We start from the raw sequence: 26,514 nt of genomic DNA on the forward strand, positions 1-26,514 counted from the left end.
TTTATTTAATGAAAAGAAATAAGATGATCACTGTAAATTCTTTCAGTATATTTTTTAGTTCTAATAGTGCCGCTCTGGTTCTGGTTTTCACCGTTCCCAACGGGACTCCCAATTCTTCTGCAATTTCCTCCTGTGTAAATCCACCGAAGTAGGCTTTGTTAATTAATATTTTGTAATCGTCGCGCAAAGTATTCACTCCTTTTTGTATTTCGTTAAATTCATGTTTCTGTTCCGTAGAAAGTGCTACATGGTCATTTACGAAATCGGGGATACTTTGGTTTTGTAAATCGTTCTGAAAAGATTTTGATTTTAAACGGTCGATGGCAGAATTCCTAGCGATATTCAACATCCACGTGTATAATGAAGCTTTATTAGAATCGAAACTTTTTACAGAATTCCAGATTTTAACAAAGACATCCTGCAAAACTTCATTCGCCTCTTCTTCATACCGAACGATTCTGAAAATCACCCCGTAAAGTGCTCCCGAATAATTTTTGTACAAATAATTAAAACCCTTTTCATCTCTACTTAATAGTAAAGATATAATTTGATCTGGTGAAAGGATTTCTTTTATCAATTGTTTTATTGAACTTCAAAAATAGTTTTTTTTATTAATATACAAAACCAAATTCCAAAGTTCTCCGTATATCCTTTTATAATTATTAATGAAATGAGAAATTTAATTAAAATATCAGCAATCATTTTAATGGGAACGATGGGTTTTCAAAATATGAATGCTCAAAGAATTCAGAAGGTGAATGGTAAAAATATAATCAATCCTTATTACTCACGAACAGATATCAAAATTCTTAAACTTCCCAATTCAACCTGGAAAAAAGTATTGAACAAAGATCTATATTCTGTTTCCCGATTGAATGAAACTGAAATGGCAAACACTGGAAAGTATAATAAATTTGACGGAATCGGAACGTATTACTGCGCTGCGTGCGGAAACGCACTTTTCAAATCAGATGCAAAATTCGCCAGCACTTGTGGATGGCCAAGTTTTTTTGAAACCATTCGTCCAAAATCGGTGATCTATAAAAAAGACGAATCTTATAATATGGAAAGAACCGAAGTGAGATGTGGAAGATGTGATGCACATTTAGGACACTTGTTCGATGACGGCCCAACAGCTAACAAAAAGAGATTTTGCATGAATTCTATTTCTCTTGAATTTGAACCTATTGTGAAAAAATCAAAATAATTTAAAAAAAAATAAATCCAAAATAAATTCTTCCTCGTATCTCCTAATATCACAAAACAATTATATAACATTAAAATTTTTTATTATGAAATTCTTAAAAATCACAACGGCAGCTTTAGCATTAACAATGACTTTAGCCATCGGAAACAATGCGAACGCGCAAATGATGGCGAAAAAAGAAAAAACAGTGATGGTCGGAGGATCGAAAATGTATCCTACCAAAAATATCGTTGAAAATGCGATGAACTCCAAAGACCATACTACTTTAGTTGCAGCCGTAAAAGCAGCCGGATTAGTTGAAACTTTAGAAAGTAAAGGGCCTTTCACGGTTTTTGCTCCAACTAACGAAGCTTTCGCTAAATTACCAAAAGGTACAGTAGAAACGCTGCTTAAGCCAGAAAACAAAGCAATGCTTACTAAAATTTTAACGTACCACGTTGTTCCAGGAAAAATTTCTGCCGAAGATCTTTGGATGTGGACTAAGAAAAATGGCGGAAAATATATGGCAAAAACAGTAGAAGGTGAAGAATTAACGTTCTGGACCAAAGGAAAAGATATGTATATTAAAGATGCAAAAGGGAATTCAGCGAAAATTACCATTGCAGATGTTAATCAGTCAAATGGCGTAATTCACGTGATCGACACGGTATTAATGCCATAGTTTCATAGTTTTAGTTTTTAATGGAGTCACCTGAATTTCGATTCAGGTGACTTTATTTTTGGCCTAATTTATTTTAAAAACAATACACTATTTTTTAATATCTTTAAACCTTATTAATATTGACTTTCATTACTTATTAATTTAATTACTTCTTATGAAAAAATTATTTGTTACCGTATTTTTATCGCTTTCCGTTTTGGGCTTTTCACAGTTCAGTGTTCCTACGGCAAGTCCACGTCAGAAGGTAGAACAGCAGTTCTCGATGACCAAAATTTCTGTTGATTATAGCCGTCCTGGTGTTAAGGGAAGAAAGGTTTTTGGCGAACTCGTTCCTTATGGAAAAGTTTGGCGTGCCGGAGCCAATTCTGCGACCAAGATTACATTTGAGCAAAATGTTAACTTCGGTGGAAAAGATCTGATGGCCGGAACTTATGGCCTTTTCATCGTTCCAACAGAAAAAGAATGGAAAGTCATTTTAAATAAAGATTCCCAACAGTGGGGCGCTTACACTTATGATGAAAAACTGAATGTTGTTGAAGTTACCGTTCCTGTTCAGAAATTATCTGAAAAACAAGAATGGTTTGAAATTGCTCTAAATCCTATTGATATTCATTCCACCGATTTAGTTTTTAAATGGGATACTACCAAAGTTGCAGTTACTGTAAAAGAAGCTAAGCCAGAAGTAGTAGCAAAAATCATTGATAAACTTAATGAAATAAAGCAGATTGAAAAAGATGCAGCAGCTAAAAAATAATTAAAGGTGAACTTCGGTTCACTTTTTTTGTGCGCTTATAATTTTTATTTGGGCGTCTTAATCCGTCTTCCATTCCCGCTTTTTTGCTCCACTTTGTTCCGCAAAAAGAGCTCCATTCAAGCCGGGACGCAAGATCTGTTATTTTAATAAAGGTCGGTCATAACCAAAACAATTTTGCGATATAATAAAAAATTCCCCTCCATTGGAGGATGCGGAAAATTTTAAAAATTTTTGACGGGGTGGTTTATCCTGTCAACAGTCTCCAAGCATCCCTCATCCAACATCCATCATCCAGCATCAAAAAAAATACTTGTCAATTTTTCGGTTGCAATATTATTTCTGCTAAACTATTTTTGCTTTAAATTTACAGTATGGAACTTTCAGACGACATCATGTACCAAGCCTCCGTTGACAAAAACCCTGATTTCGAAGGCGTTTTCTGGATGGGCGTAAAAACTACCGGAATTTTTTGCCGACCGACTTGTACCGCTCGAAAGCCAAAACCTGAGAACGTTGAGTTCTTTCAAAATACAAAAGATGCCATTTTAAAAGGCTATCGTCCTTGCAAGGTTTGTAAGCCACTGGAAAATCCAGATGAAACTCCCGAATATATTCAGCAAATTTTAGAAGAACTGCGAGAAGATCCTTCTTTGAAATTTAAAGATTTCGATTTGATTCAACGTGGACTGGAACCTGCAACAGTAAGAAGATGGTTTCAGAAAAATCATGGAATGACCTTTCATTCTTTTCAAAGAATGTTTCGATTAAATACCGCTTTCAAAAAAATCCAGCAAGGAGAAAATATTATGGAAACTGCTTATGATAGTGGCTTCGAAAGTTTAAGTGGTTTTAATGAAAGTTTCAAATCCATATTTGGCGTTTCTCCCAAAAATTCGAAAACCCAAAGAATCATTGATTTAAAAAGAATTGAAACTCCCATCGGAACCATGTACGCTGCCGCAGTGGAAGAAGGGATTTGTATGCTCGAATTCACCGACCGAAAAATGGTGGAAACCGAATTCAAAGATTTAGCAAAATCATTAAATGCAACCATTGTTCAAGGTGAAAATCCACATTTCAAAACTTTAGAAAAAGAACTTTCAGAATATTTCGAAGGAAATCGAACAGAATTTACCGTTCCGCTTTCTCCTGTAGGAACAGAATTTCAGAAATCTGTCTGGAAAGTTTTACTGAAAATTCCTTATGGCGAAACCTGGACTTATCGTAAACAATCGGAAGTTTTAGGAGATGCTAAAAAAGTCCGTGCTGTTGCCAACGCTAATGGTATGAATAAAATCTCAATCATCATTCCGTGTCATCGAGTAATTGGAAGCAATGGAACTTTAACCGGTTATGGAGGTGGAATCTGGCGCAAACAAAAACTATTGGAATTGGAGAAAGCGATTCTTTTCTAAAAATAATTATATTTATGTAGCCAATTTTAATTCTATGAAATCAATTTTACTTTTTTTGCTTTTTACGAGTCAATTTTTATTCTCGCAACTTAATATTAATCACAGTGTGACGTTAAATATATGTGACAATAATTTGGATGGAATAGAGATGGTGGATTTAAATAACACAATTCCTTTAATTTCCAGTGATGCCACATTGACCTATAAATTTTTCAATACTAATTCTGATGCTCAAAATAATATCAATCCTATTCCAAATGTAAATATTGTAACATCCAACAAAATAATTTTCGTACGGGTAACTGCACTATCTTCTATGATTGATTTTGCTGTAATTCAAATTAATTTACTTGATTGTAGCATGAGTACAAGTGACCATGTTTTTACTAAAAAAACTGTTGTTTTTCCTAATCCTGCACATGATTACATCTCAATAAATTCTAAAGAAAACTTTGCGCTGAAAGAAATTTATTCCTTAGATGGAAATAAAATTAAATCTTCTAAGGAAAATAAAATTTTTATATCCGAATTAAAACCAGGTGTTTATATTCTGAAATTATTGAAAAATAATAGTTTTGAAACCATTAAATTTATAAAACTATGAATCCAGACGATTTAAAAAATATTGCAAAACTTTGGTTTAAAGCATTTAATGAACATCAATTAGAAAACCTGCTGGAACTTTATGATGATAACGCAGAACATTTCAGTCCAAAATTGAAAATTCGCGAACCTAAAACCAATGGATTAATAAAAGGAAAAGACTCGCTTAGAAATTGGTGGAAAGAATGTTTCGAAAGATTACCAACTTTGCAATATGAAGTAAATAAATTAACCGCCGATTCTGAACAGGTTTTTATGGAATATACCAGAAAAGTTGAGGGAGAAGAAGATTTGCTAATTGGCGAAGTTTTGGAAATCAAGGACGGAAAAATTATTTTCTCCAGAGTTTATCACGGTTGATTTTTAATAATTTAAAAAATAAAAACTCTCGCAGATTTAGCAAATCATGCAGATTTTTTTCAATGTTATTTTAGGAATTAATTTGCTGAGTGGAACGCCTTTTCAAAAGTAATTTTAAGAAGAATAAAAGATGAAGTCTTTGCTTACTTTTCATTAAAATATTTTCAGTTTATGATTTAGCATAAAAACTTATTTTTATCTTTGAAAAAACATCATCTATGAATTTCTCCATGCAACCAACTTTAGAAAACGAACATATCAAATTAGTTCCTTTGCTGGAAAGTGATTTAGAAAGATTATTTGCTGTTGCTTCTGATCCCGAAGTTTGGGCGATGCATCCAAATAAAGAGCGTTACAAAAAAGAAGTTTTTCAGAATTTCTTTAATGGTGCCATTGAAAGTAAAGGTGCTTTTTTAATCATCGACAAGCATTCGGAAGAAGTTTTAGGAAGCACAAGATTTTATGACTTTAACGAAAATGATAAAAGCATTTTCATTGGTTATACTTTTTACGGCACAAAATCTTGGGGAAGAAACATCAATTCGCAAGTGAAGAAAATGATGTTAAATTATATTTTTCAATTCGTAAATAAAGTTATTTTCCATGTAGGAAAAGATAATATCCGCTCAGTAAAGGCGATGACTAAACTCGGTGCAGAAAATCTAGGTGAAGAAGAAGTTGCCTATTTTGGAGAGGCAACGAAAACGAATGTCGTTTTTCAAATCAAAAAAGAGGACTGGGAATTGAAGCAGAATTTACATTGAAATTACTTTCCAGAGCAATCCTGAAATAACTCAGCTCCATAATAAAAGACAAAAAGCCACGCAATTCCTTTTACGGTGAAAAAAATAAGTCCGCCGATTCCGACGCGCTTAAACCACTTTTTAAATTTCGAATTTTTATCTTCAGGTTGTAAATTTTCCATGGAGAACTTTTTCCAAAATTAAGACTATTATTTAAGCCTTTAAAATTTAAGTATTAAAATAATTGATATTGATGCTTTTAGGTGGAATTATTGTATTCATCGTATTTGCGATATTGTTTTCTAAATCTTAAAATCATTTAAAATTCAATAAAACTCTGTTTAAATTTTTCTGATTTCAGTAATTTTTCTATCTTTAAGCATAATTCAAATTAATATTATGTCCCAAACAAATCAGGATTTTGGAATAGAAAAATCCCTTTCTAATTTAGGTATTACAAAAGAAAATAAAGGCGTCTCTTCTGGCGGAAATTACTTTGCCAATGGTGATTTACTTGAAAGTTACTCACCAACAGACGGAAAACTCATCGCAAAAGTTACAACAGCAAACGAAAGTGATTACGATCAAGTAATCGAAACTGCTAAAAAAGCGTATTTAGAATTTCGCCAAATCCCAGCACCAAAAAGAGGAGAATTAGTTCGTCAGTTTGGTTTAAAACTTCGTGAATACAAAGACGATTTAGGAAAACTCGTTTCTTACGAAATGGGGAAATCTTTGCAGGAAGGTTTAGGTGAAGTTCAGGAAATGATTGATATCTGTGATTTCGCGGTAGGATTATCTCGCCAGCTTCACGGTTATACAATGCACTCGGAAAGGCCTGGACACCGTATGTATGAGCAATATCATCCATTAGGAGTTATCGGAATCATTTCTGCTTTTAATTTCCCAGTTGCAGTTTGGTCTTGGAATACAGCACTTGCCTGGATTTGCGGAAACGTGACCATCTGGAAACCTTCAGAAAAAGCACCACTTTGTGGAATCGCTTGTCAAAATATCATCACCGAAGTTTTAAAAGAAAATAATCTTCCAGAAGGAATTTCCACTATGATTGTGGGCGACCATAAAATCGGGGAGAAAATGGTGAACGATAAAAATGTTGCCTTGATTTCATTTACTGGTTCTACCAAAGTTGGAAGAATCGTAGGAACAAATGTGGCGCAAAGATTCGGAAAATCGATCCTGGAATTAGGTGGAAACAATGCCATCATTTTTACTGAAAATGCAGATTTGAACATGTCGATTATTGGCGCAGTTTTCGGCGCAGTCGGAACTGCCGGACAAAGATGTACTTCTACGAGAAGACTGATTATTCACGAATCTATTTTTGATGAAGTGAAAAACCGTTTGGTAAAAGCATACGGACAAATAAAAATAGGAAATCCTTTAGATGAAAATAACCACGTTGGACCTTTGATCGATAAACAAGCTGTTCAACAATATCTGGCTTCCATCGAAAAATGTAAAAACGAAGGCGGGAAATTCATCGTTGAAGGAGGAGTTCTTGAAGGAGATGAATTTTCTTCTGGATGTTATGTAAAACCATGTATCGCAGAAGTTGAAAATTCTTATAAAATTGTTCAGCACGAAACTTTTGCACCGATTCTTTATATAATGAAATATAAAACACTGGAAGAAGCAATTGCGATGCAAAACGATGTTCCACAAGGTTTAAGTTCCGCTATTATGACGACTGATATGCGTCAGGCAGAATTATTCCTTTCACAAAATGGTTCCGATTGTGGAATCGCGAATGTGAATATTGGGACTTCCGGTGCGGAAATCGGTGGCGCTTTTGGTGGCGAAAAAGAAACTGGCGGCGGTAGAGAATCCGGTTCTGATGTTTGGAAATATTACATGAGAAGACAAACCAATACCATTAATTATACCGACAGTTTACCTTTAGCACAAGGAATTAAATTCGATTTGTAAAAATAACAGTTTTTTTTTAATTGTCAGTCTGAGCTTGTCGAAGACTTTTTCAAAAATGATTTTCTATTATGTGTACATATTAAAATGTTCTGACAATTCTTATTATACAGGAATTACAAATGATTTGTGTAGAAGAATTGAGGAACATAATAATGGAGTAAATCCAACGTGTTATACTCATAATAGAAGACCTGTGCACTTGGCTTTTTCTTCTGAATTTATTGATGTTAATCTTGCGATTTTATTTGAAAAACAAATAAAGGGTTGGAGCAGAAAAAAGAAAGAAGCAATTATAAATGGTGATTGGAATTTATTACCAGAACTGTCTAAAAACAAAATGAAAAAATAATGAAGGCTTCGACAAGCTCAGCCTGACAAAACTTTAAAGTAATTATAAAATTAAAAATATGAACAACGCAATAGCATCTCATCCAGAGCCGACCAATACGGTAAAAGAAACTTTGTCAAGACATATGCTTGCCGATGGTTTTGATTTCGTAATGGATTTCGATAAATCCCAGGGTTCGTGGATTCATGATAGAATTACTGGCAAAAATTATCTCGATATGTTTTCCATGTTTGCTTCGGCTTCCATTGGTTACAATCATGCTTATTTAATGGAAAAATCTGCGTGGCTTGGAAAAATGGCCATTAATAAACCAACTTTAGCTGATGTTTATTCTCAGGAATTTGCAGACTTTATGACGGTTTTCGAAAGAGTGGCGATTCCAAAAGAATTACAATATTGTTTCTTTATCGAAGGCGGGACAATGGGCGTGGAAAATGCGATGAAAGCATGTTTCGACTGGAAAACCCGCAAGAATTTTGAAAAAGGAATCGATCACGAAGCTGGAATTTGTATTCATTTTAAACAGGCATTCCACGGAAGAAGTGGTTATACATTGAGTTTAACAAATACTTCAGATCCTAGAAAATATCAGTATTTTCCTAAATTTGACTGGCCAAGAATTTTAAATCCTCATTTGAATTTTCCAATCACTGAAGAGAATTTAGAGGAAACTATTAAAAATGAAAATTTAGCTCTTTTAAATATTGAAGAAGCAATTCTTTCTAATCCTAATAAAGTGGCGTGTATCATTATTGAACCGATTCAGGCAGAAGGTGGTGATAACCATTTCCGTGATGAGTTTTTTGTCGGTTTAAGAAATCTTTGCGACCAAAATGAAGTTTTACTCATATTTGATGAAGTGCAAACTGGAGTTGGAATTACTGGAAAAATGTGGGCCTTCGAACATTTTAGTGCTAAACCGGATATTATTTCTTTCGGAAAAAAAGCACAGGTTTGCGGCGTTTTGGCCAACAAAGAAAAGTTTGATGAAATCCCGAATAATGTTTTCAGAGAAAGTTCCAGAATCAATTCAACCTTTGGTGGAAACTTTATTGATATTTTAAGATTTCAATTAATTTTAGAAGTAATTGAAAAAGAAAATCTGGTGGAAAATGCGAGAGTTGTTGGAGAATATTTATTGTTAGCCTTACAAGGTTTAGCTCAAAAATATCCAAACAAAATTTCCAATGCAAGAGGACGTGGCTTAATGTGTGCGATTGATTTGCCTACTGGCGAAGAGCGTAATAAGTTGCAGGAACTTTTATACCAGGAAAACGTGATTATTTTAGCTTGTGGCGATCATTCAATTCGATTCCGTCCACACTTAAATGTGACGACTGAAGAAATTCAAATGGCAATCGATAAAATTGAAGTTTGTTTAGCTAAAATGTAATTACAGAAATGGATTCAAGCTATTTTCAATAAAATTTAGTTTGAATCCATATTTATTTTTCATTATTGATGCGTAAAATGTAATTAATTTTTTGTAGCTTTAACACTCGAAAATGAAATGAATTATGGAAAGAGAAACGAGAGTCGCAGTTTTTGAAAGTGAAAAAACCGCAGAAATTCAATTAGTAAAATCAAAACTGGAAGCACAGAATATTACAAGTTTTTTAAATGACAATTATATGTCTTTCACCACTACGCCAACTGCAAATACAGTTCGTGTAATGGTTAATCTGGCAGATGAGAAAAAGGCATTTGAAATTATCGATAAGATGCTAAAAGAGACAGAATTTAACCCAAGTAACAACTAAAACCATTTCATATTTTTTAAATTTTACGTTTTACAGAAATCGGAATCAATCTAATTGGTTCCGGTTTTTTTGTGATTTTTGGTTTGACCAAATTTAATCTATAAAAAGTTAATCGGTTAGAAGTCCGAAATTTTGTAAAATATAAATGAACCTGAGTTTTATAATTTATCTTTCATCATTTTGATAAATACGGACGGTTTTAAATCGAATTTTCTTCTAAAATTATCTGAGAAATTTTCAGTACTCGAAAATCCTGCTATCATGGCAAGTTCCTTCACATCTTTATTAATATATTTCACATCATTTTTAAGATGATCAATAATATAATCTAAACGAAGGTCACTAATGTAAAGTGCGAAATTTTTACCTTTATAAGTATTGATAATTTTTGAAAAGTAAGTTGAATTAGTACCCAACTCTTCACTCAGCATTTTTTGGGAAACCTGCGAATCCAGAAACTTATTTTCATTTTCAAAGATTTCTAATTGCTTTAAAATAGTTTCTACAAAAACAGGATTGAGCCCAGGGATTTTATTGTAAAAATCGTAATCGAAGTCCCGCTTAAGTTGATTATCAGTTAAATCGACGATTGGTTTTTCTTCCTCTGTGTTTACTTCATTTTGTTGAGCAATAATTTCTTCGAATCTCGTTTTATACTTTTGCTTTTCCTTTTGGATACGTAAACCCCAAAATAGAGAAATAATCGCCAAAAGGATAATTAAGGTTATGAAAATACCTCTTTGATTGTGCAGCGAACTCTCAATTCTGTTTTTTTCTGCTACCAATTTTTTGGTATCGTATTCTTTGACAATTTTTTCGTAAAGATATTTGTAGTTTTTTTCATAAGATTTATCGAGAAACATCAGCTTGTTAATATATTCCAACTGTTTTTCTGTGTTCCCTATGGACTTGTAATAGGTAATTAAGATTTCGTACGCTGATCGGAATTCAGGATCAAGCTTTTTGGTTTTATCATAATGTTTATCGATTTCCTCCAGGTATTTTACAGCTAATTTTTTCTTGCCGATATTCCAATAAGAAAGACCTAAATAAAAAACTTCAGTGTTGTGTGGCCATTGATCATTATATAATCTAATCGCTTCAGAAAATTTTGAAATTGCAGTGTTGTAATCTTTAGAGTAATATGCGGTCAACCCTTCGGAAGTAATAAAATAGGGGATGTACTGGTTAAGTTTGTTTTTTTCAAGATAGTCGAAAGCTTCTTTCAAAAGTGCTTTGTTGTATTTGCTTTGACCAAGTTTCGTATTAGAATCGATAAGACTCATCAGCGAATAAATATAATACATTTCATAGTTTTTTCCTAAAGATGTTTTGTTTTGTAAATTATCTTTAAAAAATTTTAAGCATATTAAAAGCTCTTTATTGGCATCTTTATATTGCCCAAGATAAATTTTATTTTGAGCGATGTTGTATATTGTTTTATTATAAATATAAATGTTACCATATTCTTGTGACAACTTATTCGCAACCAAGACATCATCGAGTGCCCGTTGATAAAACTCTTCTGACATATTGATGTTGCCGCGATTAAGGTAAGCATCTAATACTATTTTTTTAACCTCAGTTCTTTTTGCAGTAATTAATGCACTGTCTGCGTATTTTATATTAAATGGATAAGGTTGGGTAATACTAGCGTATCGATATGCATAAAATAAAGCTTCGTTGTTGTGTTCTTTTTTAGATTTTTTGATATAGAAATTTACGAGTTCCCATGTTTTTGAAGGATTGCTGTTGTAGACATCTATCTTTTTTTCAATTTCCTCATTGCTCATATGGGACTTTATCATGCTCTGAGCATTAAAATTTATTGATAAATTGAGCGAAATTAGAAATAGAACCGAGAAAATATATTTCAGCTGCATAAAACCTTAATAAGATGATTACTAATGATATAAGTTATTTTTATTCATTTGTTTTACAATAATACTGTTATTTTTTTAAAAAAACAGCACATAATTTACAATATGCTTGCGATTTTTTATAAACTAACGGTTCTCTTTTTTGCTTCATACCTGCTTTCCACAATACATTTGTAAAAATTAAACGAATGAAAAGATTAGCACTTATCGCAGCAGTAGTATTTACTACACTTACATTACAATCTTGCAGAGAATCTGACGATGTATTATCTCCAGAAGAATCAGCAACATTGCTTAGAGTACAAGATTCCTCAAATACTTTATTATTGAAAAATAATGCTAATACTTTAAACACTCAACAAGACAATAATACAACTTCAGATCTTGATGGAGAATTATTGCCTCCACCAAGAAGATAACTATTCAAGTTAAATAATATTTTTTTTTTCATCATTTGTGTTGGTTCTTCCGCGGATTTATTCGCGGAAGAATCGTTTTTGAGATACTTCTAATTTTGAAAATAACATTTTGATTACTTTCAAAATAATCAAAATGATTGATATGGAAATACTAAGAAAATCGGAAATAAATAATTATATTTTTTTTAAACTACAACAGAAATTTATATTTAGTAATCTCTATTAGTCATAAAAGGCATTAGACAAATTATCGCCAAACAAAAACTTATAATCTCCCAAAATAATTTCGGTCACTAATCTTGATGATTTCCAAAGAAGTAAGAGTTTTAAATCAAAACAATATCAACCGGAAGTTCGTTTAATATAGGTAGCTGTGTCTATTTGATGATTAGAATTTTAGATGTTATGCGTAAAATACAGATTATCAGATTTATAAAAAAGAGTAGTAAAAAATATAATATTATCAAAAAATTAAATTTCAAGCTTTTCGGATTCAATTCATTTATTTATCTTTGTAAAAATTCAGCTTTTTATGGAGACTACCTATATTGAAACTCAGCAGATTACCTTTCAAGACTTTAAAAACCAAATCTTAGAAGATTATAAACTGGGCAGAATTTCCAGAGAAATGTCTTACCTCGGAAGAAGGGAAGTATTGACTGGTAAAGCAAAATTTGGAATTTTTGGCGATGGTAAAGAATTACCGCAATTAGCCATGGCAAAGGTTTTTAAAGATGGTGATTTCCGATCTGGATATTACCGTGATCAAACTTTTGCATTTGCAATTGGTGCAATAAGCGTGGAGAATTTTTTCGCACAATTATATGCAGATACCAATATTGAACGCGAACCCGCTTCTGCAGGACGACAAATGAATGGGCATTACGCGACCAGAAGTTTGAATGAAGATGGAAGTTGGAAAGACTTAACAAAACAAAAAAATATATCCTCTGATATTTCCCCGACAGCTGGACAAATGCCCAGATTATTAGGATTAGCACTGGCTTCGAAAGTGTATAAATCGGTAAAATTTGAAGGTTCAGAAAAGTTTTCAGATAACGGAAATGAAGTTGCTTTCGGAACAATTGGAGATGCTTCAACTGCAGAAGGACATTTTTGGGAAACTTTAAATGCTGCTTGTGCATTGCAAGTTCCGATGATTACTTCGATTTGGGATGATGGTTACGGAATTTCAGTTCCTACTCACAATCAAAGAGCAAAAGCTGATATTTCAGAAATGCTTTCAGGTTTCCAGAGAAAAGAAGGGGAGAATCAAGGTTGTGAAATTATTCAGGTAAAAGCTTGGGATTACCCATCTTTATTAGATGCTTACGCAAGAGCAGAACATTTTGCCAGAACGGAAAGCGTTCCAGTTGTAGTTCATGTTATTGAAGTAACTCAACCTCAAGGTCATTCAACTTCTGGGTCTCACGAAAGATATAAAGATGAAGACCGATTGAAATGGGAGGGAGATTTTGATGGTTTGGTAAAATTTAAAGAATGGATTTTAGATTATTCTATTGAAATTGAAGGTGCTGAACAACAATTAGCAACGACAGAAGATCTAGAAAAAATAGAATCTGAAGCAAAGAAATTTGTGAAAGACGGCCAGAAAAAAGCTTGGGAAGATTATCAGAAAACCATTCAGGATTTGAAAGCTGCTGTACTTCCTTTGGTTGAAAATTTAAAATCTCAGAATACTGAAGTTGCTGCAGAATTAGAAAAATTCAATACGGTGATTTCTGTGGCGAAAAAAGATATTTTCCATTTGGTGAGAAAATCTTTATTGTTGACAAGAGCAAATCAATCGGCAGAAAGACAAAACCTTCAAACAAAATTTGAAGAGGTTTTTGCCATTGAAAAAGAGAATTATTCTTCTCATTTATATTCGCAGTCAGAATGGAAAGCGACTAATGTTAAAGAAGTTGCTCCAATATTTTCTGATGCTTCAGAAACCGTTGACGGTAGAGTAGTTGTTAGAAATAATTTTGATAAAATTTTTCATAAATATCCAGAAACTTTAATCTTTGGTGAAGATGCCGGAAATATCGGTGATGTAAATCAAGGTTTAGAAGGACTTCAGGAAAAATATGGTGAGGTAAGAATCGCAGATACCGGAATTCGTGAAGCGACGATTCTTGGACAGGGAATCGGAATGGCAATGCGTGGTTTAAGACCAATTGCTGAGATTCAATATTTAGATTATATTCTTTATTGTTTGCAAGGAATGAGCGACGATTTAGCGACCGTTCAATACAGAACAAGAGGTGGACAAAAAGCTCCATTAATCATCAGAACTCGTGGTCACCGATTAGAAGGAGTTTGGCATTCAGGTTCACCGATGGCGGGAATTCTTAATCTTTCAAAAGGGATTTTAGTTTTGGTACCTCGTAACTTAACGATTGCAGCAGGATTTTATAATACGATGCTTCAAGCTGATGAACCTGCTTTAATTATCGAATGTCTAAACGGTTACCGTTTGAAAGAAAAGCAACCAGATAACATTGGAGAATTCACTATTCCTGTTGGGAAAATTGAAGTAACCAAAGAAGGAAAAGATGTTACTTTAGTAACTTATGGTTCTACCTGGAGATTGGTAATGGAAGCGGCTGCAGAATTAGAAAAAATCGGAATCTCCGCGGAAGTGATTGATATTCAGTCATTAATTCCATTTGATTTAAGTCATGAGATTTCTGAAAGTGTTAAGAAAACCAATCGATTAGTTATTATCGATGAAGATGTTGAAGGTGGAGCATCCGCATTTATTCTTCAGCAGATTTTAGAAAAACAAAAAGCCTTTAGATATTTAGATTCTGATCCATTAACAATCAGTGCAGAAAATCACCGTCCGCCGTATGCGAGCGATGGCGATTATTTCAGCAAACCAAGTGTTGATGATATGGTTGAGAAAGTATACGCATTATTTACAGAAACAAATCCGACGAAATTTCCGAAGATTTAATAAATACAATTTATTTTGTCAAAGTTAAAAATCTTTTACAAAGTTTTTTAACAATCAACCCTTTCAGCCTTTTAAAGGCTGAAAGGGTTTTTACTTATCGCTATTAAACCTCAAAAAATTTCCGTAAATTCGCATCAAATTTTTAAATAATGAACTACGATATTATTGTCATTGGGAGTGGACCTGGTGGTTACGTTACGGCAATCAGAGCCGCACAATTAGGTTTTAAAACTGCCATTATTGAAAAAGAAAGCTTGGGCGGAATTTGCTTGAACTGGGGTTGTATCCCAACAAAAGCATTGTTAAAATCTGCGCACGTTTTTAAATATTTACAACAAGCCGAACAATATGGTTTAAATAAAGTAGAAAATCCAGGTTTCGATTTTTCTAAAGTCATCCAGAGAAGTAGAGGAGTTGCCACTAAAATGAGTGGTGGAATCGCTTTCTTGATGAAGAAAAATAAAATCGATGTCATCATGGGAACTGCGAAAGTTCAAAAAGGAAAAAAAGTTTCTGTAATCGATAAAGATGGAAAATTAACTGAATATTCTGGAGAACATATCATTATCGCAACTGGAGCTCGTTCCAGAGAATTGCCAAATATTCCTCAAGATGGAAAAAAAATAATTGGATACCGTCAAGCGATGGTTCTTCCAGAGCAGCCAAAATCGATGATCGTTGTTGGTTCAGGAGCGATCGGAATTGAGTTCGCTGATTTCTATAACACGATGGGAACGAAAGTAACCGTTGTTGAATTCATGCCAAACATCCTTCCTGTTGAAGACGAAGACTCTTCAAAACACGTTGAGAAATCTTTGAAAAAATCAGGGATTGAGATCATGACCAACGCTTCCGTAGAATCTGTGGATACTTCCGGAAACGGCGTAAAAGCAACCGTAAAAACGGCTACTGGAACGATTACTTTAGAAGCAGATATTTTACTTTCAGCAGTTGGAATCGCGTCCAATATTGAAGGTCAAGGTTTCGAAGAAGTTGGAATCCAGACGGATAAAGGAAAAGTTTTGGTGAACGAATGGTACGAAACTTCTGTTCCTGGCTATTATGCGATCGGTGATATTTTGCCAACCCAAGCTTTAGCACACGTTGCGTCTGCAGAAGGGATTACTTGCGTTGAAAAAATCAAAGGACTTCACGTAGAAAAAATCGATTACGGCAATGTTCCGGGATGTACGTATTGTCATCCGGAAGTGGCGTCTGTTGGTTTAACTGAGAAGCAAGCGAAAGAAAAAGGCTACGAATTGAAAGTAGGTAAGTTCCCTTTCTCAGCTTCAGGAAAAGCTACGGCAAACGGTGATACTGATGGTTTCATCAAGGTGATTTTCGATGCCAAATACGGTGAATGGCTTGGTTGTCACATGGTCGGAGACGGCGTTACCGATATGATTGCAGAAGCAGTTGTAGCGCGTAAATTAGAAACAACCGGTCACGAAGTTTTAAAAGCGATTCACCCGCATCCAACCATTTCAGAAGCAGTGATGGAAGCAGTTGCCGCCGCTTATGGCGAAGTGATTCACATCTAAAATATTGAAAATATTGATATAGAAAACTCGAGTGATATGCTGGAGTTTTTTTATTGGGTAGACTTTTTTAATTACAGGTTTTCTATTTTTATTTGGGCAGCTATTTCCTTCTGGAATTTTATACTGAGTTTGTCGAAGTACTCTCACTTTTTTGTTCCACTTCGTTCCACAAAAAGAGCTCCGTTCAAGCCGGGCTGTGAACATAGTAATTTTTAGATTTAGAATTATCGTATTTTTATCAAGATATTTTGTAACTATAAAATAACTTAAAGATTAGCGCATCTATTTAATTGAAAATGCTAAAAAAAATGAAAAGAAATAAGTGTATCCATAATATATTATTAGTTCTGGTTTTAGTAGTTTTTTATTATTCGTGCACGAATGATAGATCCAGAAATCTCTATTTTACCCAAATTAAAAATGATGAGGAGTTGCAAAGTTCTTATATATTTAGCAATAAGGATGACAGTATATCTGCAGTTCAGTTTAATGTTTTAGAAGGTTTCTATAATGAACAAAAAAAGGATTTTTCATACAAAGATTTAGATCATCTGCTAGTTCATCTAAATTCCTTATCTAGGAAGGACAAAGATTTATTGTATTTTTCGAAAAGTTATAAAATTGATAATAAATTTTCAACTTTACTAGAGTTATCTACAGATCAAATTGGAAGCAATTTGAATCTGGAAAAGACAGAACAGAATCATTATATTTTATCAGGTTCTAAATACAAAAAGGAGAAACTTTTTACTATTTTATATGCCTTTTACATAAAAGACAATTATATTTTATATGATGATAATAAAGGTATTTATATAATTGTACCCGATGTCGCGGATTTGTAATCCATGCCGTTATTATAAACAAAACCACACCTCCTAAGTTGTGGTTTTTTAATTCCCAAAAATTTCCCTCGCTACCGCACGAATCCTTTCGTGTGGTCCCGTAAATAATCAAAGGTTGGAAATTTTTCTCAGTGGTAGATAAGTTATAATTCTTTAAATTTCAAAATTGCTTCCTCAAAATCATCTTTTATAAATTCCCAATGTTTCCCATGAAGACAAATAGGAGTGAAGTCATCATCTGCAATACTGAAATTAGTAAAATTCTTTAAAATTAGTTCTCTATCGTGACTATTTGGATAGCGCTCCAAATGTAGTTTCCAGCATTTTGTTGATGCTGTAATTACGAAGAACTTCGTGGAGATCGCAAAAATCTTTTTTGCGTCCGCCTCTTTGTACGACATCAATTTTCATTACAATAATTTCCTCTATTGTTACAAAACGAATTTCATCTTCTATTTTTGCTGGTTGTATAAAAGGGTCGGTGTAATACAAATCTAATTTTACCGAATTTTCTTTGTCTGTTCCTATGAAAATAAGACTTTCCCAATGCAGGTTCTACATCGGAAATAGCATCTACACAACCACCGCTGCTGTGCGAATTCATTTGCGCAAAGTCTCCAAACTTTGAGCTGTTATATCAAAATCATATCTTTGATTAAATTTGTGAACCGATTTTAAAAAAATGAGAGTAGAGAAATATCATTTAAAAACTGAAAGTACATTCACTCGCTTTGAATTTGTGAGTGAAGGTCCAAAAGGTGCAATTAGAAAATTAATTGAATTTCAGGAAACAACCAATTCACAGATTTTTAATTTGGCATTTGGAGATTATGATCCTCAAACTAAAGAAATTAACGATTTGGCTGTTTCTGATAATGGAGATACTGAAAAAATTTTAGGGACAGTTGTTTCTGCACTTTATGTTTTCTTAAACGAATTTCCAGATGTTTATGTTTATGCAGCAGGAAGCACAAAAGCAAGAACGAGACTTTATAGAATGGGAATTACGAAATTTTATGAACAAATGAAAAATGATTTCTATCTTTACGGACAAATTGGCGATGAATTCCCTGATTTTGAGATTGGTATAGATTATGAAGGATTTTTAGCGCAAAGAAAATTTAAAAAAAAGGAGTTATGAAAAATGCAGAAATTTTAGACAAAAAAATACCTCTTGTCGCTATTGATAGGAGTTTGGATAAATTACGCAATAAAATAATGTTTCCAAAAAAACTTGAAAAAGCCAACGAAATGTTATTGACTGCAAAGTTGCCGAAAAACAAACATGTAGTATAGAGATTGCTTCAGCTAACTTTGCCCCCGATGTCGCGTATTTGTAATCCGTGCCATCACCTACAAAGAAAACCACACCTTCAAGCTGTGGTTTTTTAATTCCCAAAAATTACTATTTTAAAAGAATTTAATCAAGTCGTATTGAGAACCAGAGTAATTTATCATTTAGATATGATCGCGTTTGTTAAAGAGAACTTATTTTGATCAATATATTATTAATCAAAAAAGCCCGAAATCTGGAGGCTTTATGTAGAGAGATTGCACACAAGATTCTGATGATTTACCTGAAATACTTATAGAACTTCCGTAACTTTGAGAGTTAGCAGCAAAAGATGTCGAACAATTCTGCTTAAGGCAGAAGCAGGCAAACGACATCAATGAATAGCGACAGACTTTTTAGAATCAACTACCTATACAATGGAAAACAAAGCTAAAACGCAACAAGCTAACCAACTAATTTTCCTTGGACTAATTCTATTTCTAGTTGGGCTTCTTGTAGGACTTTTTGTTCAAAAGATGACAAACCCGCGTATGGCATTGTCTGCGCACTTGGAAGGAATTATGAATGGAATGTTTTTAGTGATTCTTGGAATTATTTGGACTCGGTTTGTCCTTTCTAAAATTATTTTTAGGGTTATTTTTTGGCTGGTAATTTATGGAACGTTTGCGAATCTTGTGGCAGTTATTTTAGCCGCATATACTGGCTTTGGAAAAATGATGCCAATTGCTGGCGGACATGAAGGGACAGGAATAATTGAAGATCTAATAACGTTCCTGCTTTTATCGTTAGCTTTAAGCATGATAACTGTTTGCGTCATCATTTTGGTAGGATTTTATAAACACATGAAACAACTTTCAAAAGAAACTGCATATTAACAAGTTCCCGATGGCGCGGATTTGTAATCAGTGCCGTTATTATAAACAAAACCACAATTTTAGTTGTGGTTTTTTATCTCCCAAAAATTCTTATCTTGACATCAAATTATTATATATGCACATGAAATCTTTTATTCCGGTTTTTTTATTGACTGGAGCAGCATTTTTTGCTCAAACTAAGAACGATATTGTCGTTCCTAATGAAAATTTAATAACTGAGAATATTCCGGCGATTCCGAAAAGTTTAAATACGACAATCAAGAAATATACGGAAAGCAGAAGCGCCAACTTTACCGCAATTCATCCCAACGGAAAAGAGTTGATTATGGTAACCAGATTTGCTTCTACCAATCAACTGCATCATTTAACACAACCTTTAGGGAACAGAAAACAAATTACGTTTTTTGATGAACCCGTAAACTCTGCAGATTTCGACCCAATAAAAGGAGAGTATTTGGTTTATTCTAAAGACATTGGTGGAAATGAATTCGGTCAACTCTTTAGACTGAATTTGAACACCATGGAATCTACAATGCTAACCGATGGTGGAAGATCCCAAAACGGTGGAATGCGCTGGAAGAAAGATGGTTCAGGATTTTACTTTTCATCGACCAAAAGAAATGGTGGCGACCGAGATGTTTATTACATGAATCCTTTGAAACCAGAAGAAACCAAATTGATTTTGGAAGTGAAAGGCGGCGGTTGGGGTATTTCTGACATTTCTGAAGATGGCAAAAAACTCATCATCGGAGAATATGTCTCTGCCAATGAATCTTATTTATATTTATTCGATACCGAAACCAAAAAACTGGAACCAATCACCGATAGAAGCGAAAAACAAATCGTGCAAGCGAGTGCGAAGTTTGCCAAAAACCCAGATGAGATCTGGTACGTAACCGATCGTGATAATGAGTTTAAAAGATTGGCTTTAATGAATTTGAAAACGAAAAAGATAAACTATTTCACCACTGAAATTCCATGGGAAGTTTCGGGTTTATCTTTATCGAAAGACAAATCAAAAATCGCTTTTGAAATTAATGAAAGTGGCTTGAATAAATTGTATTTAATGGATACTTCTACGAAGAAATATTCTGAAATTAAATTGCCAGTTGGTTTAATCAACAGCACTGCTTTTACAAAAGACGGAAAGTCCCTCTTTTTCTCGCAATCAACTTATGATTCTTCTTCAGACATTTACCGTCTTGATTTAGCCACCAACAAAATCGAAAGATGGACAGACAGCGAACAGGGGGAAATGCCGAAAGCCGAAATGGCAAAACCAAAATTGATTGAATGGACGAGTTTTGACAAGATGAAAATCTCTGGATTTTATTATCCTGCGTCTAAGAAGTTTACAGGAAAAAGACCAGTAATGATCAATATTCATGGTGGTCCAGAAGGTCAGTCGATGGCATCTTCTTTAGGTGCAAATAATTATTATACCAATGAAATGGGCGTTGCGGTAATTTATCCGAATGTTCGTGGTTCTTCAGGTTTCGGTAAAACATATATCGCAAGCGACAACGGTTTCAACAGAATGGATTCGGTACAGGATATCGGAGCATTATTAGATTGGATTGCGAAACAACCAGAATTAGATAAAGACCGAATTATGATCATGGGCGGAAGTTATGGCGGTTTCATGACCTTGGCGACGGCTTATGAATATGCAGATCGAATCAGATGCTCAGTTGATGTGGTTGGAATTTCTGACTTTAATACCTTCCTTAAAAATACCGAAGAATACCGACGTGATTTAAGAAGAGCAGAATATGGTGACGAGCGCGATCCGAAAATGAGCGCTTTTTTTACCAAGATTGCTCCGTTAAACAATACCGATAAAATTAAAAAACCAATGTTCATCATCCAGGGAACTAACGATCCAAGAGTTCCGGTAACTGAGGCGATGCAAATGCGTGATAAATTAAAAGCACAAGGAAATACGGTTTGGTATTTAGAAGCTAAAAATGAAGGACACGGTTTCCGTAAAAAAGAAAATGTAGATTTTCAGAGATTGGCAGTAATTCAGTTTATGCAGGAATATCTTTTAAAATAGAAAATAACGCTATAAAATTCAAAATTAAACCGCAACATTCGCTTGCGGTTTTTTTAATTATGACTAACTTATACTTATGAAAAAATTCAAACTTGGACTCGTGCTTTCCGGTGGCGGTACAAGAGGAGTTGCACATGCAGGCGCTTTAAAATTTTTGATGGAAAAAAATATTCATCCGGATGTTTTGGCGTGCTGTAGTGCGGGTTCCATTGTTGGTACGCTCTATGCGATCGGAAAATCACCCTTGGAAATTTTGGATTTTTTCAAGTCTATTTATTTTTTTAACTGGCATCATTTCGCCTTCAATAAGCCAGGTTTTATTTCCTCTGAGGTCTTTTCTGATTATCTGAATCCAGTTTTTGGAGAAATGACCCTTGGTGAATTGGAGGTAGAAGTGCAAATTATTGCGACGGAATTGATTTCTGGAAAACAGAAAATTTTTGGGGAGAAGGATAAAATTGTAGATGCCGTGATTGCGTCCTGTTCCATTCCGGGAATTACGGTTCCTTATATTGTTGGTGACGAAATGTTCAGTGATGGTGGCGTGCTTAATAATTTTCCGGTAGATATTATTCATCAGGATTGCGAAAAATTAATTGGTATTTTTGTTTCGCCGCTGCAAGAAGTAACAGTCAATGATTTAAATTCTATAAGATCAGTCACGACCAGAGCCTACGAACTTTTATCGCACCGAACTGAATTGCATAAATTTTCATTCTGTGACTGGCTTATTACCTCTAAGAAATTAGCGAATTATGGGATTTTCGAAAGTAGTGCAGAGCGACTGGAGGAGATTTTTGAAATCGGTTATCAGGCAGCAAAAACTTCTTATGATGACAGTATCTTTAAAACTGAAATTTAGAATATAGGAAACTTGTATGGTTTCAAACTCTTCTCATTTTTACTAAACGATTAATGTAACGTTGTTTTAAAGGATATATTTTATTTCAGAGCTATTTTTTAATGAAATGAGATATTGGGTTTAGCATCTTAAAATTCTGAAAATACAGCAAAGTTTCAATGCGGTTTCTTATTTTTGACTAACTTTTTAAAATGGAAAAATATAATTTGGGTTTGGTTCTTTCGGGGGGTGGGACAAAAGGACTTGCTCATGCCGGAGTTCTAACCTTTTTAGCAGAGAAAAATATTACTGCAGATGTTTTGTCATGTTGCAGTGCAGGTTCGATTGTTGGTGCATTACACGGTGTCGGCAAATCGGGCGAAGAAATTCTGGACTTTTTTAAATCGGTCTATTTTTTCAACTGGCGACATTTTGCGTTTAACAAACCGGGTTTGGTTTCCTCTAAAATTTTCTCAACGTATCTGTATCCTATTTTCAAGGATATGACGATTGGAGAACTTGATATCAATTTGAAAATCATTGCTACAGAACTGGTTTCAGGTGAGCAGAAAATATTTGAAGGAAAGGACAAAATCGTAGATGCGGTAATTGCCTCCTGTTCAATTCCGGGAATTACAGTTCCTTATATTGTTGGTAATGAAATGTTTAGCGACGGCGGAGTTTTGAATAATTTCCCAGCAGATATTATTCATCAGGATTGTGAAAAACTGATTGGTGTTTATGTATCACCACCGCAAGATGTTGAAATTGGGGATCTTAACACTATAAAATCCGTGACTACAAGAGCGTATGAGTTAATGTCGCACCGAACAGAAATCCATAAATTCTCCTATTGTGACTGGATTATTACTTCCAAAAAATTAGCTAATTATGGAACGTTTGAAAGAAATGCGTCTCGTTTAGAAGAGATTTTTGAAATCGGATATCAAGCTGCGAAAATGTCTTACGACCATACTTTATTTAAAGAAGATATTTAGCATAAATTAAAACCCCGACAACGACGGAACCGATCGCCATTAAGAATACCGACCCTGCGGCCATATCTTTAATGATTTTTATACGTTCATCATAATCCGGTTGGATGATGTCACAAATTTTTTCTACGCACGTATTTAAGATCTCTAAACTTAAAACCGAGAAGGAAACGACTAATATAATAGTCGCTTCAAACTCGGTTACTTTTAAATAAACGATTAAAAAAAGATTGACAAGCAACGCCAAAACTTCGATCTGAAAATTACGTTCAGATTTCAGCATTAAGATTAATCCTTTGATTGCATTGCCAAAACTTCTGTGAATCGGAGGTTTTCTCATTACCAGTTTTTATCGACCATATAAATTAATTGTCCCATTGCAGCAGCACCTAACAATAATTCTCTGCGATTTACTTTGTCAAAAGTATCTTCGTCGGAATGGTGAATTTCAAAATATCTTTGAGAATCAGGAATCAATTCTGCTAAAGGAACTCCCAAAGGTTCCATCGGCTCGATATCAGTTCCTGCGTATTGAACCTCGAAATTATGAACTCCATAGGGTAAGAAAAGATTTCTCCAGGATTGAACTTGTTGACGTTTCTCAGGACTCATAACCAACCCAAAACCACGTGGTGTAAAACCACCACCATCACTTTCGATAGCGAAGATATGTTTTTCATTATTTTTCTTAATATTTGCTGCGTATTGGTTTCCACCTCTAACGCCGTTTTCTTCATTGGCAAAACAGACAACTCGAATGGTGTGGTTATTATTAATTCCTAATTTTTTGAAAGTTCTTAAAACTTCAATGCTTTGAACAATTCCGGCTCCGTCGTCTTGCGCACCTTCACCAACGTCGCAAGAATCCAAATGTCCACCAACTACGATGACGCTTTGATCTTTCTTACCGGTAATTTCTCCAATAACAGAATAGGTGAGTTTGTCGCCTTTCATGGTGGCGTTGGAATTTAATTTAGCAAATACTTTTTGCGTTTTTAAAGTTTTTTCAAGCTCATCTGCACTTTTTGGTCCAATGGCAACCGCTGCGATTTTCGCCGTGTCATCTTTATCATAACTCATCATTCCAGTATGCGGAACATCATCAAATGCCGACGAAAGCGACCGGATGATTACTGCTTTTGCGCCTCTTTTTCCAGCCCAGGAAGCTGCACTTCTTCTATATTTACCGGCATCGCCATAAGCTTGACCCGTAGAAATGAACTTCTGATTGAACGCATAATTAAAGAATATAATTTTTCCTTTAATTGCTGCATCCGGTAGTTTGTCAAAATCTTCTTTATTCTTTACAAAGACAATTTCTGCTTCTACATCTTTTCCTTTCGTTCCTTCAGAATTTCCTAAAGAAAGCATTCGCAGCGATTTCCATTTTCCGTTTCCTTCTTTTATTTGAAGAGATTCTTTGCCACGTTCCCAGACCGGAACCATTACTTCTTCTTTCCAGACTTTATCTGCGCCGGCTTCTTTTAATTTTAGAACAGCCCAATCAGTCGCTTTTTCGTAAGCCGCAGAACCGCTCAAACGATGACCGATATTTTGGGTTAAATCTCTTAAGTTTTCATACGCAGTTCCATTCACCAACATTTCATCAGAAATATTTTTGAATTGAAGAGAATCAGCTGATTGTTGCGCAAATAAAAATCCGCCCAAAAAGAGCGGAAGTATTTTTATAATAGAATATTTCATAGGTTTCAAAATTGATAGACCCAAATTTAAAAAAAATTAATAACAAAAAGTAAATTATTGCTTCATATCGTACATTATTAATGCAGTAACAAGTTTCGGTTCAATATAAGTACATTTTGGTGGCATGATGATCTTGTTATCCGAAACCTTTAATAAATCATTAAAACTTACTGGATAAATTCCGAAACCTACTTTAAATTCGCCAGAATCTACTTTTGCTTTGATGGTTTTAATTCCTTCAATATTCGAAGTTCCTTTGATATAAGTAATCTTCTCGGTTGTTTTCGCATCGGCAATTCCTAGAATATCTTTAAAAATATATTCTTCTAATAAATAATGATCCAAATCATTCATTTCACCTTGTTGGATTCGTAAATCATGCTTCACGTGAAGGGAATAAAATTTTCCGCCCAAATACATCGAGATGTGAAATTTCTGTGAAGGATAATATGGCTCTTCTCCTTTTTCATGAATCCGGAAACTCTTTTCAATTTCTTGAATAAATTCTTTTTCACTCAAACCATTCAAATCACTCAATAATCTGTTATAATCATGAATCTTGATCGATTGGTTGGATACTACAAAACTGAAGACATAATTGTAATGTTCTGTCCCCGTATGTTTTTTATTTTTATCCTTTTGATTTTGTGCGTTCAGTGCAGTAGATCCAATTCTGTGATGACCATCGGCAATATAAAAAGAATCAATCTGCTCTAAAACTTCTTTAAACTGAAGCATCTTCAGACGATTGTCAATTTTCCAAACCTTATGTCTGATTCCGCTGTCATCTAAATAATTAAGAATCGGAACATTCTTTTCCTCATGATTCATCAGCATTTCCACTTTTGGATTTGCCAAATAAGTAAGCAAAACCGGTTCTGCCTGAATATTCACTTTATCTAAATAATAAGCAAGTTTTTCTTTTCTATAAGTAAGGGTAGATTCGTGCTTTTTAATTTTTCCATTTCTAAAATCTTCAACACTTACCAAACCTAACAGTCCACGGAATACCGTTTTATTAGGCAAAATTTGTTCATATAAATAATACGACGAATTATCCTGCACCAATTTTCGGTCATCCAAAAGTTCTTCGAAATTCGTTCTGATTTTTCGAAGGTTTCGGTCAATATCTTTCGATTTACTTACCACGTACGGCTTGACCATCTGAATGTAGGAGGAGTCAACCTGAGCTTTTTTATTAATTTCATCCTGGGAATAATTATCCAGTGGATGTGTTGGGAAAATATCTACGTAATCTTCGCTTGGGCGAATTCCTCGAAATGGTTTAAATATAGGCATA

General features: G+C 34.1%; 28 protein-coding genes. 21 read left to right on the forward strand and 7 right to left on the reverse strand.

All coding sequences use genetic code 11. The features are described 5' to 3' along the window. Position 1: 1 nt before the first annotated feature. Positions 2–577: an RNA polymerase sigma factor gene (locus tag Q73A0000_RS01635; RefSeq protein WP_244140782.1), complete on the reverse strand. Its 576-nt coding sequence runs from the start codon at positions 575–577 to the stop codon at positions 2–4. A 138-nt stretch (positions 578–715) separates the two neighbouring features. On the opposite strand from Q73A0000_RS01635, the gene msrB reads away from it, so the two are divergent. The 7 genes from msrB to Q73A0000_RS01670 all read left to right on the forward strand — a co-directional run bounded on the left by msrB (position 716) and on the right by Q73A0000_RS01670 (position 5,764). Beyond that, positions 716–1,207: a peptide-methionine (R)-S-oxide reductase MsrB gene (gene msrB / locus Q73A0000_RS01640; RefSeq protein ID WP_244140864.1), complete on the forward strand. Its 492-nt coding sequence runs from the start codon at positions 716–718 to the stop codon at positions 1,205–1,207. Positions 1,208–1,292: 85 nt separating this feature from the next. Then, positions 1,293–1,868, forward strand: coding sequence for a fasciclin domain-containing protein (locus tag Q73A0000_RS01645; RefSeq protein ID WP_193812355.1), 576 nt, complete (start codon positions 1,293–1,295; stop codon positions 1,866–1,868). 154 nt (positions 1,869–2,022) lie between these two features. Next, entirely contained in the window at positions 2,023–2,622 is a 600-nt protein-coding gene (locus tag Q73A0000_RS01650) for a DUF2911 domain-containing protein (protein ID WP_193812356.1), read from the forward strand. Positions 2,623–2,993: 371 nt separating this feature from the next. Further along, positions 2,994–4,037, forward strand: coding sequence for a bifunctional transcriptional activator/DNA repair enzyme AdaA (locus Q73A0000_RS17130; RefSeq protein ID WP_193812357.1), 1,044 nt, complete (start codon positions 2,994–2,996; stop codon positions 4,035–4,037). Positions 4,038–4,071: 34 nt separating this feature from the next. Then, entirely contained in the window at positions 4,072–4,641 is a 570-nt protein-coding gene (locus Q73A0000_RS01660; protein WP_193812358.1) for a T9SS type A sorting domain-containing protein, read from the forward strand. Continuing rightward, on the forward strand, positions 4,638–5,000 hold the full coding sequence (locus tag Q73A0000_RS01665) for a nuclear transport factor 2 family protein (RefSeq protein WP_193812359.1): 363 nt from the start codon (positions 4,638–4,640) through the stop codon (positions 4,998–5,000). The genes Q73A0000_RS01660 and Q73A0000_RS01665 overlap by 4 nt, the downstream gene beginning before the upstream one ends. A 218-nt stretch (positions 5,001–5,218) precedes the next feature. Further along, positions 5,219–5,764, forward strand: a complete 546-nt coding sequence (locus tag Q73A0000_RS01670) for a GNAT family N-acetyltransferase (protein WP_193812360.1) — start codon at positions 5,219–5,221, stop codon at positions 5,762–5,764. 2 nt (positions 5,765–5,766) lie between these two features. Here the strand turns inward: Q73A0000_RS01670 and Q73A0000_RS01675 are convergent, their stop codons facing one another. After that, positions 5,767–5,925 carry a hypothetical protein gene (locus Q73A0000_RS01675; RefSeq protein WP_193812361.1) on the reverse strand — a complete coding sequence of 53 codons (159 nt, stop codon included), beginning with the start codon at positions 5,923–5,925 and terminating at the stop codon, positions 5,767–5,769. Between the two features lie 217 nt (positions 5,926–6,142). On the opposite strand from Q73A0000_RS01675, the gene Q73A0000_RS01680 reads away from it, so the two are divergent. The 4 genes from Q73A0000_RS01680 to Q73A0000_RS01695 all read left to right on the forward strand — a co-directional run bounded on the left by Q73A0000_RS01680 (position 6,143) and on the right by Q73A0000_RS01695 (position 9,802). Further along, positions 6,143–7,693 carry an aldehyde dehydrogenase family protein gene (locus Q73A0000_RS01680; RefSeq protein ID WP_193812362.1) on the forward strand — a complete coding sequence of 517 codons (1,551 nt, stop codon included), beginning with the start codon at positions 6,143–6,145 and terminating at the stop codon, positions 7,691–7,693. A gap of 55 nt (positions 7,694–7,748) precedes the next feature. Beyond that, a complete protein-coding gene (locus Q73A0000_RS01685) occupies positions 7,749–8,042 on the forward strand; it encodes a GIY-YIG nuclease family protein (protein ID WP_193812363.1) in 294 nt (97 codons plus the stop codon). Positions 8,043–8,100: 58 nt separating this feature from the next. Next, positions 8,101–9,435 carry an L-lysine 6-transaminase gene (gene lat / locus Q73A0000_RS01690; protein WP_193812364.1) on the forward strand — a complete coding sequence of 445 codons (1,335 nt, stop codon included), beginning with the start codon at positions 8,101–8,103 and terminating at the stop codon, positions 9,433–9,435. A gap of 124 nt (positions 9,436–9,559) precedes the next feature. After that, positions 9,560–9,802 carry a putative signal transducing protein gene (locus Q73A0000_RS01695; RefSeq protein WP_193812365.1) on the forward strand — a complete coding sequence of 81 codons (243 nt, stop codon included), beginning with the start codon at positions 9,560–9,562 and terminating at the stop codon, positions 9,800–9,802. A 158-nt stretch (positions 9,803–9,960) separates the two neighbouring features. Here the strand turns inward: Q73A0000_RS01695 and Q73A0000_RS01700 are convergent, their stop codons facing one another. Then, complete coding sequence (locus Q73A0000_RS01700) at positions 9,961–11,610, reverse strand: helix-turn-helix domain-containing protein (protein WP_193812366.1); 1,650 nt, start codon at positions 11,608–11,610, stop codon at positions 9,961–9,963. A gap of 260 nt (positions 11,611–11,870) precedes the next feature. Between Q73A0000_RS01700 and Q73A0000_RS01705 the strand changes: the two genes are divergently transcribed. The 4 genes from Q73A0000_RS01705 to Q73A0000_RS01720 all read left to right on the forward strand — a co-directional run bounded on the left by Q73A0000_RS01705 (position 11,871) and on the right by Q73A0000_RS01720 (position 17,449). Then, complete coding sequence (locus Q73A0000_RS01705; protein WP_193812367.1) at positions 11,871–12,101, forward strand: hypothetical protein; 231 nt, start codon at positions 11,871–11,873, stop codon at positions 12,099–12,101. Positions 12,102–12,633: 532 nt separating this feature from the next. Further along, positions 12,634–15,063, forward strand: a complete 2,430-nt coding sequence (locus Q73A0000_RS01710) for a thiamine pyrophosphate-dependent enzyme (protein WP_193812368.1) — start codon at positions 12,634–12,636, stop codon at positions 15,061–15,063. Between the two features lie 149 nt (positions 15,064–15,212). After that, positions 15,213–16,604, forward strand: coding sequence for a dihydrolipoyl dehydrogenase (gene lpdA, locus Q73A0000_RS01715; RefSeq protein ID WP_193812369.1), 1,392 nt, complete (start codon positions 15,213–15,215; stop codon positions 16,602–16,604). 308 nt (positions 16,605–16,912) lie between these two features. Further along, entirely contained in the window at positions 16,913–17,449 is a 537-nt protein-coding gene (locus tag Q73A0000_RS01720; RefSeq protein WP_193812370.1) for a hypothetical protein, read from the forward strand. Positions 17,450–17,737: 288 nt separating this feature from the next. Here Q73A0000_RS01720 and Q73A0000_RS01725 read toward each other — a convergent pair whose 3' ends face one another. Beyond that, on the reverse strand, positions 17,738–17,941 hold the full coding sequence (locus tag Q73A0000_RS01725; protein WP_193812371.1) for a nucleotidyl transferase AbiEii/AbiGii toxin family protein: 204 nt from the start codon (positions 17,939–17,941) through the stop codon (positions 17,738–17,740). A gap of 190 nt (positions 17,942–18,131) precedes the next feature. On the opposite strand from Q73A0000_RS01725, the gene Q73A0000_RS01730 reads away from it, so the two are divergent. The 6 genes from Q73A0000_RS01730 (at position 18,132) to Q73A0000_RS01755 (ending at position 23,513) form a co-directional block, all read left to right on the forward strand. Next, positions 18,132–18,590 carry a DUF6934 family protein gene (locus Q73A0000_RS01730; protein WP_193812372.1) on the forward strand — a complete coding sequence of 153 codons (459 nt, stop codon included), beginning with the start codon at positions 18,132–18,134 and terminating at the stop codon, positions 18,588–18,590. Next, positions 18,587–18,745 (forward strand): hypothetical protein, encoded by a 159-nt coding sequence (locus Q73A0000_RS01735; protein ID WP_193812373.1) that lies wholly within the window; start codon positions 18,587–18,589, stop codon positions 18,743–18,745. Before Q73A0000_RS01730 ends, Q73A0000_RS01735 begins: the two co-directional genes overlap by 4 nt. A gap of 414 nt (positions 18,746–19,159) precedes the next feature. Next, the gene (locus tag Q73A0000_RS01740; protein ID WP_193812374.1) at positions 19,160–19,618 is read left to right on the forward strand and encodes a hydrogenase; all 459 of its coding nucleotides are present in this window, start codon (positions 19,160–19,162) and stop codon (positions 19,616–19,618) included. Positions 19,619–19,733: 115 nt separating this feature from the next. Further along, positions 19,734–21,674, forward strand: a complete 1,941-nt coding sequence (locus tag Q73A0000_RS01745; RefSeq protein WP_193812375.1) for an alpha/beta fold hydrolase — start codon at positions 19,734–19,736, stop codon at positions 21,672–21,674. A gap of 76 nt (positions 21,675–21,750) precedes the next feature. After that, positions 21,751–22,536: a patatin-like phospholipase family protein gene (locus Q73A0000_RS01750; protein WP_193812376.1), complete on the forward strand. Its 786-nt coding sequence runs from the start codon at positions 21,751–21,753 to the stop codon at positions 22,534–22,536. Positions 22,537–22,727: 191 nt separating this feature from the next. Continuing rightward, entirely contained in the window at positions 22,728–23,513 is a 786-nt protein-coding gene (locus Q73A0000_RS01755) for a patatin-like phospholipase family protein (protein ID WP_193812377.1), read from the forward strand. On the opposite strand, the gene Q73A0000_RS01760 is transcribed toward Q73A0000_RS01755, so the two are convergent. The 3 genes from Q73A0000_RS01760 to Q73A0000_RS01770 are packed head-to-tail and all read right to left on the reverse strand — an operon-like array spanning position 23,497 to position 26,513. Then, positions 23,497–23,850, reverse strand: coding sequence for a diacylglycerol kinase family protein (locus Q73A0000_RS01760; protein WP_193812378.1), 354 nt, complete (start codon positions 23,848–23,850; stop codon positions 23,497–23,499). The genes Q73A0000_RS01755 and Q73A0000_RS01760 overlap by 17 nt on opposite strands. Next, positions 23,850–25,214 carry a M20/M25/M40 family metallo-hydrolase gene (locus Q73A0000_RS01765; RefSeq protein ID WP_193812379.1) on the reverse strand — a complete coding sequence of 455 codons (1,365 nt, stop codon included), beginning with the start codon at positions 25,212–25,214 and terminating at the stop codon, positions 23,850–23,852. The genes Q73A0000_RS01760 and Q73A0000_RS01765 overlap by 1 nt, the downstream gene beginning before the upstream one ends. Positions 25,215–25,268: 54 nt before the next feature. After that, positions 25,269–26,513 carry a DUF1015 domain-containing protein gene (locus Q73A0000_RS01770; RefSeq protein WP_193812380.1) on the reverse strand — a complete coding sequence of 415 codons (1,245 nt, stop codon included), beginning with the start codon at positions 26,511–26,513 and terminating at the stop codon, positions 25,269–25,271. Position 26,514 lies beyond the last annotated feature (1 nt).

Source organism: Kaistella flava (ex Peng et al. 2021) (genome assembly GCF_015191005.1).
Taxonomy (GTDB): Bacteria; Bacteroidota; Bacteroidia; order Flavobacteriales; family Weeksellaceae; genus Kaistella; species Kaistella flava.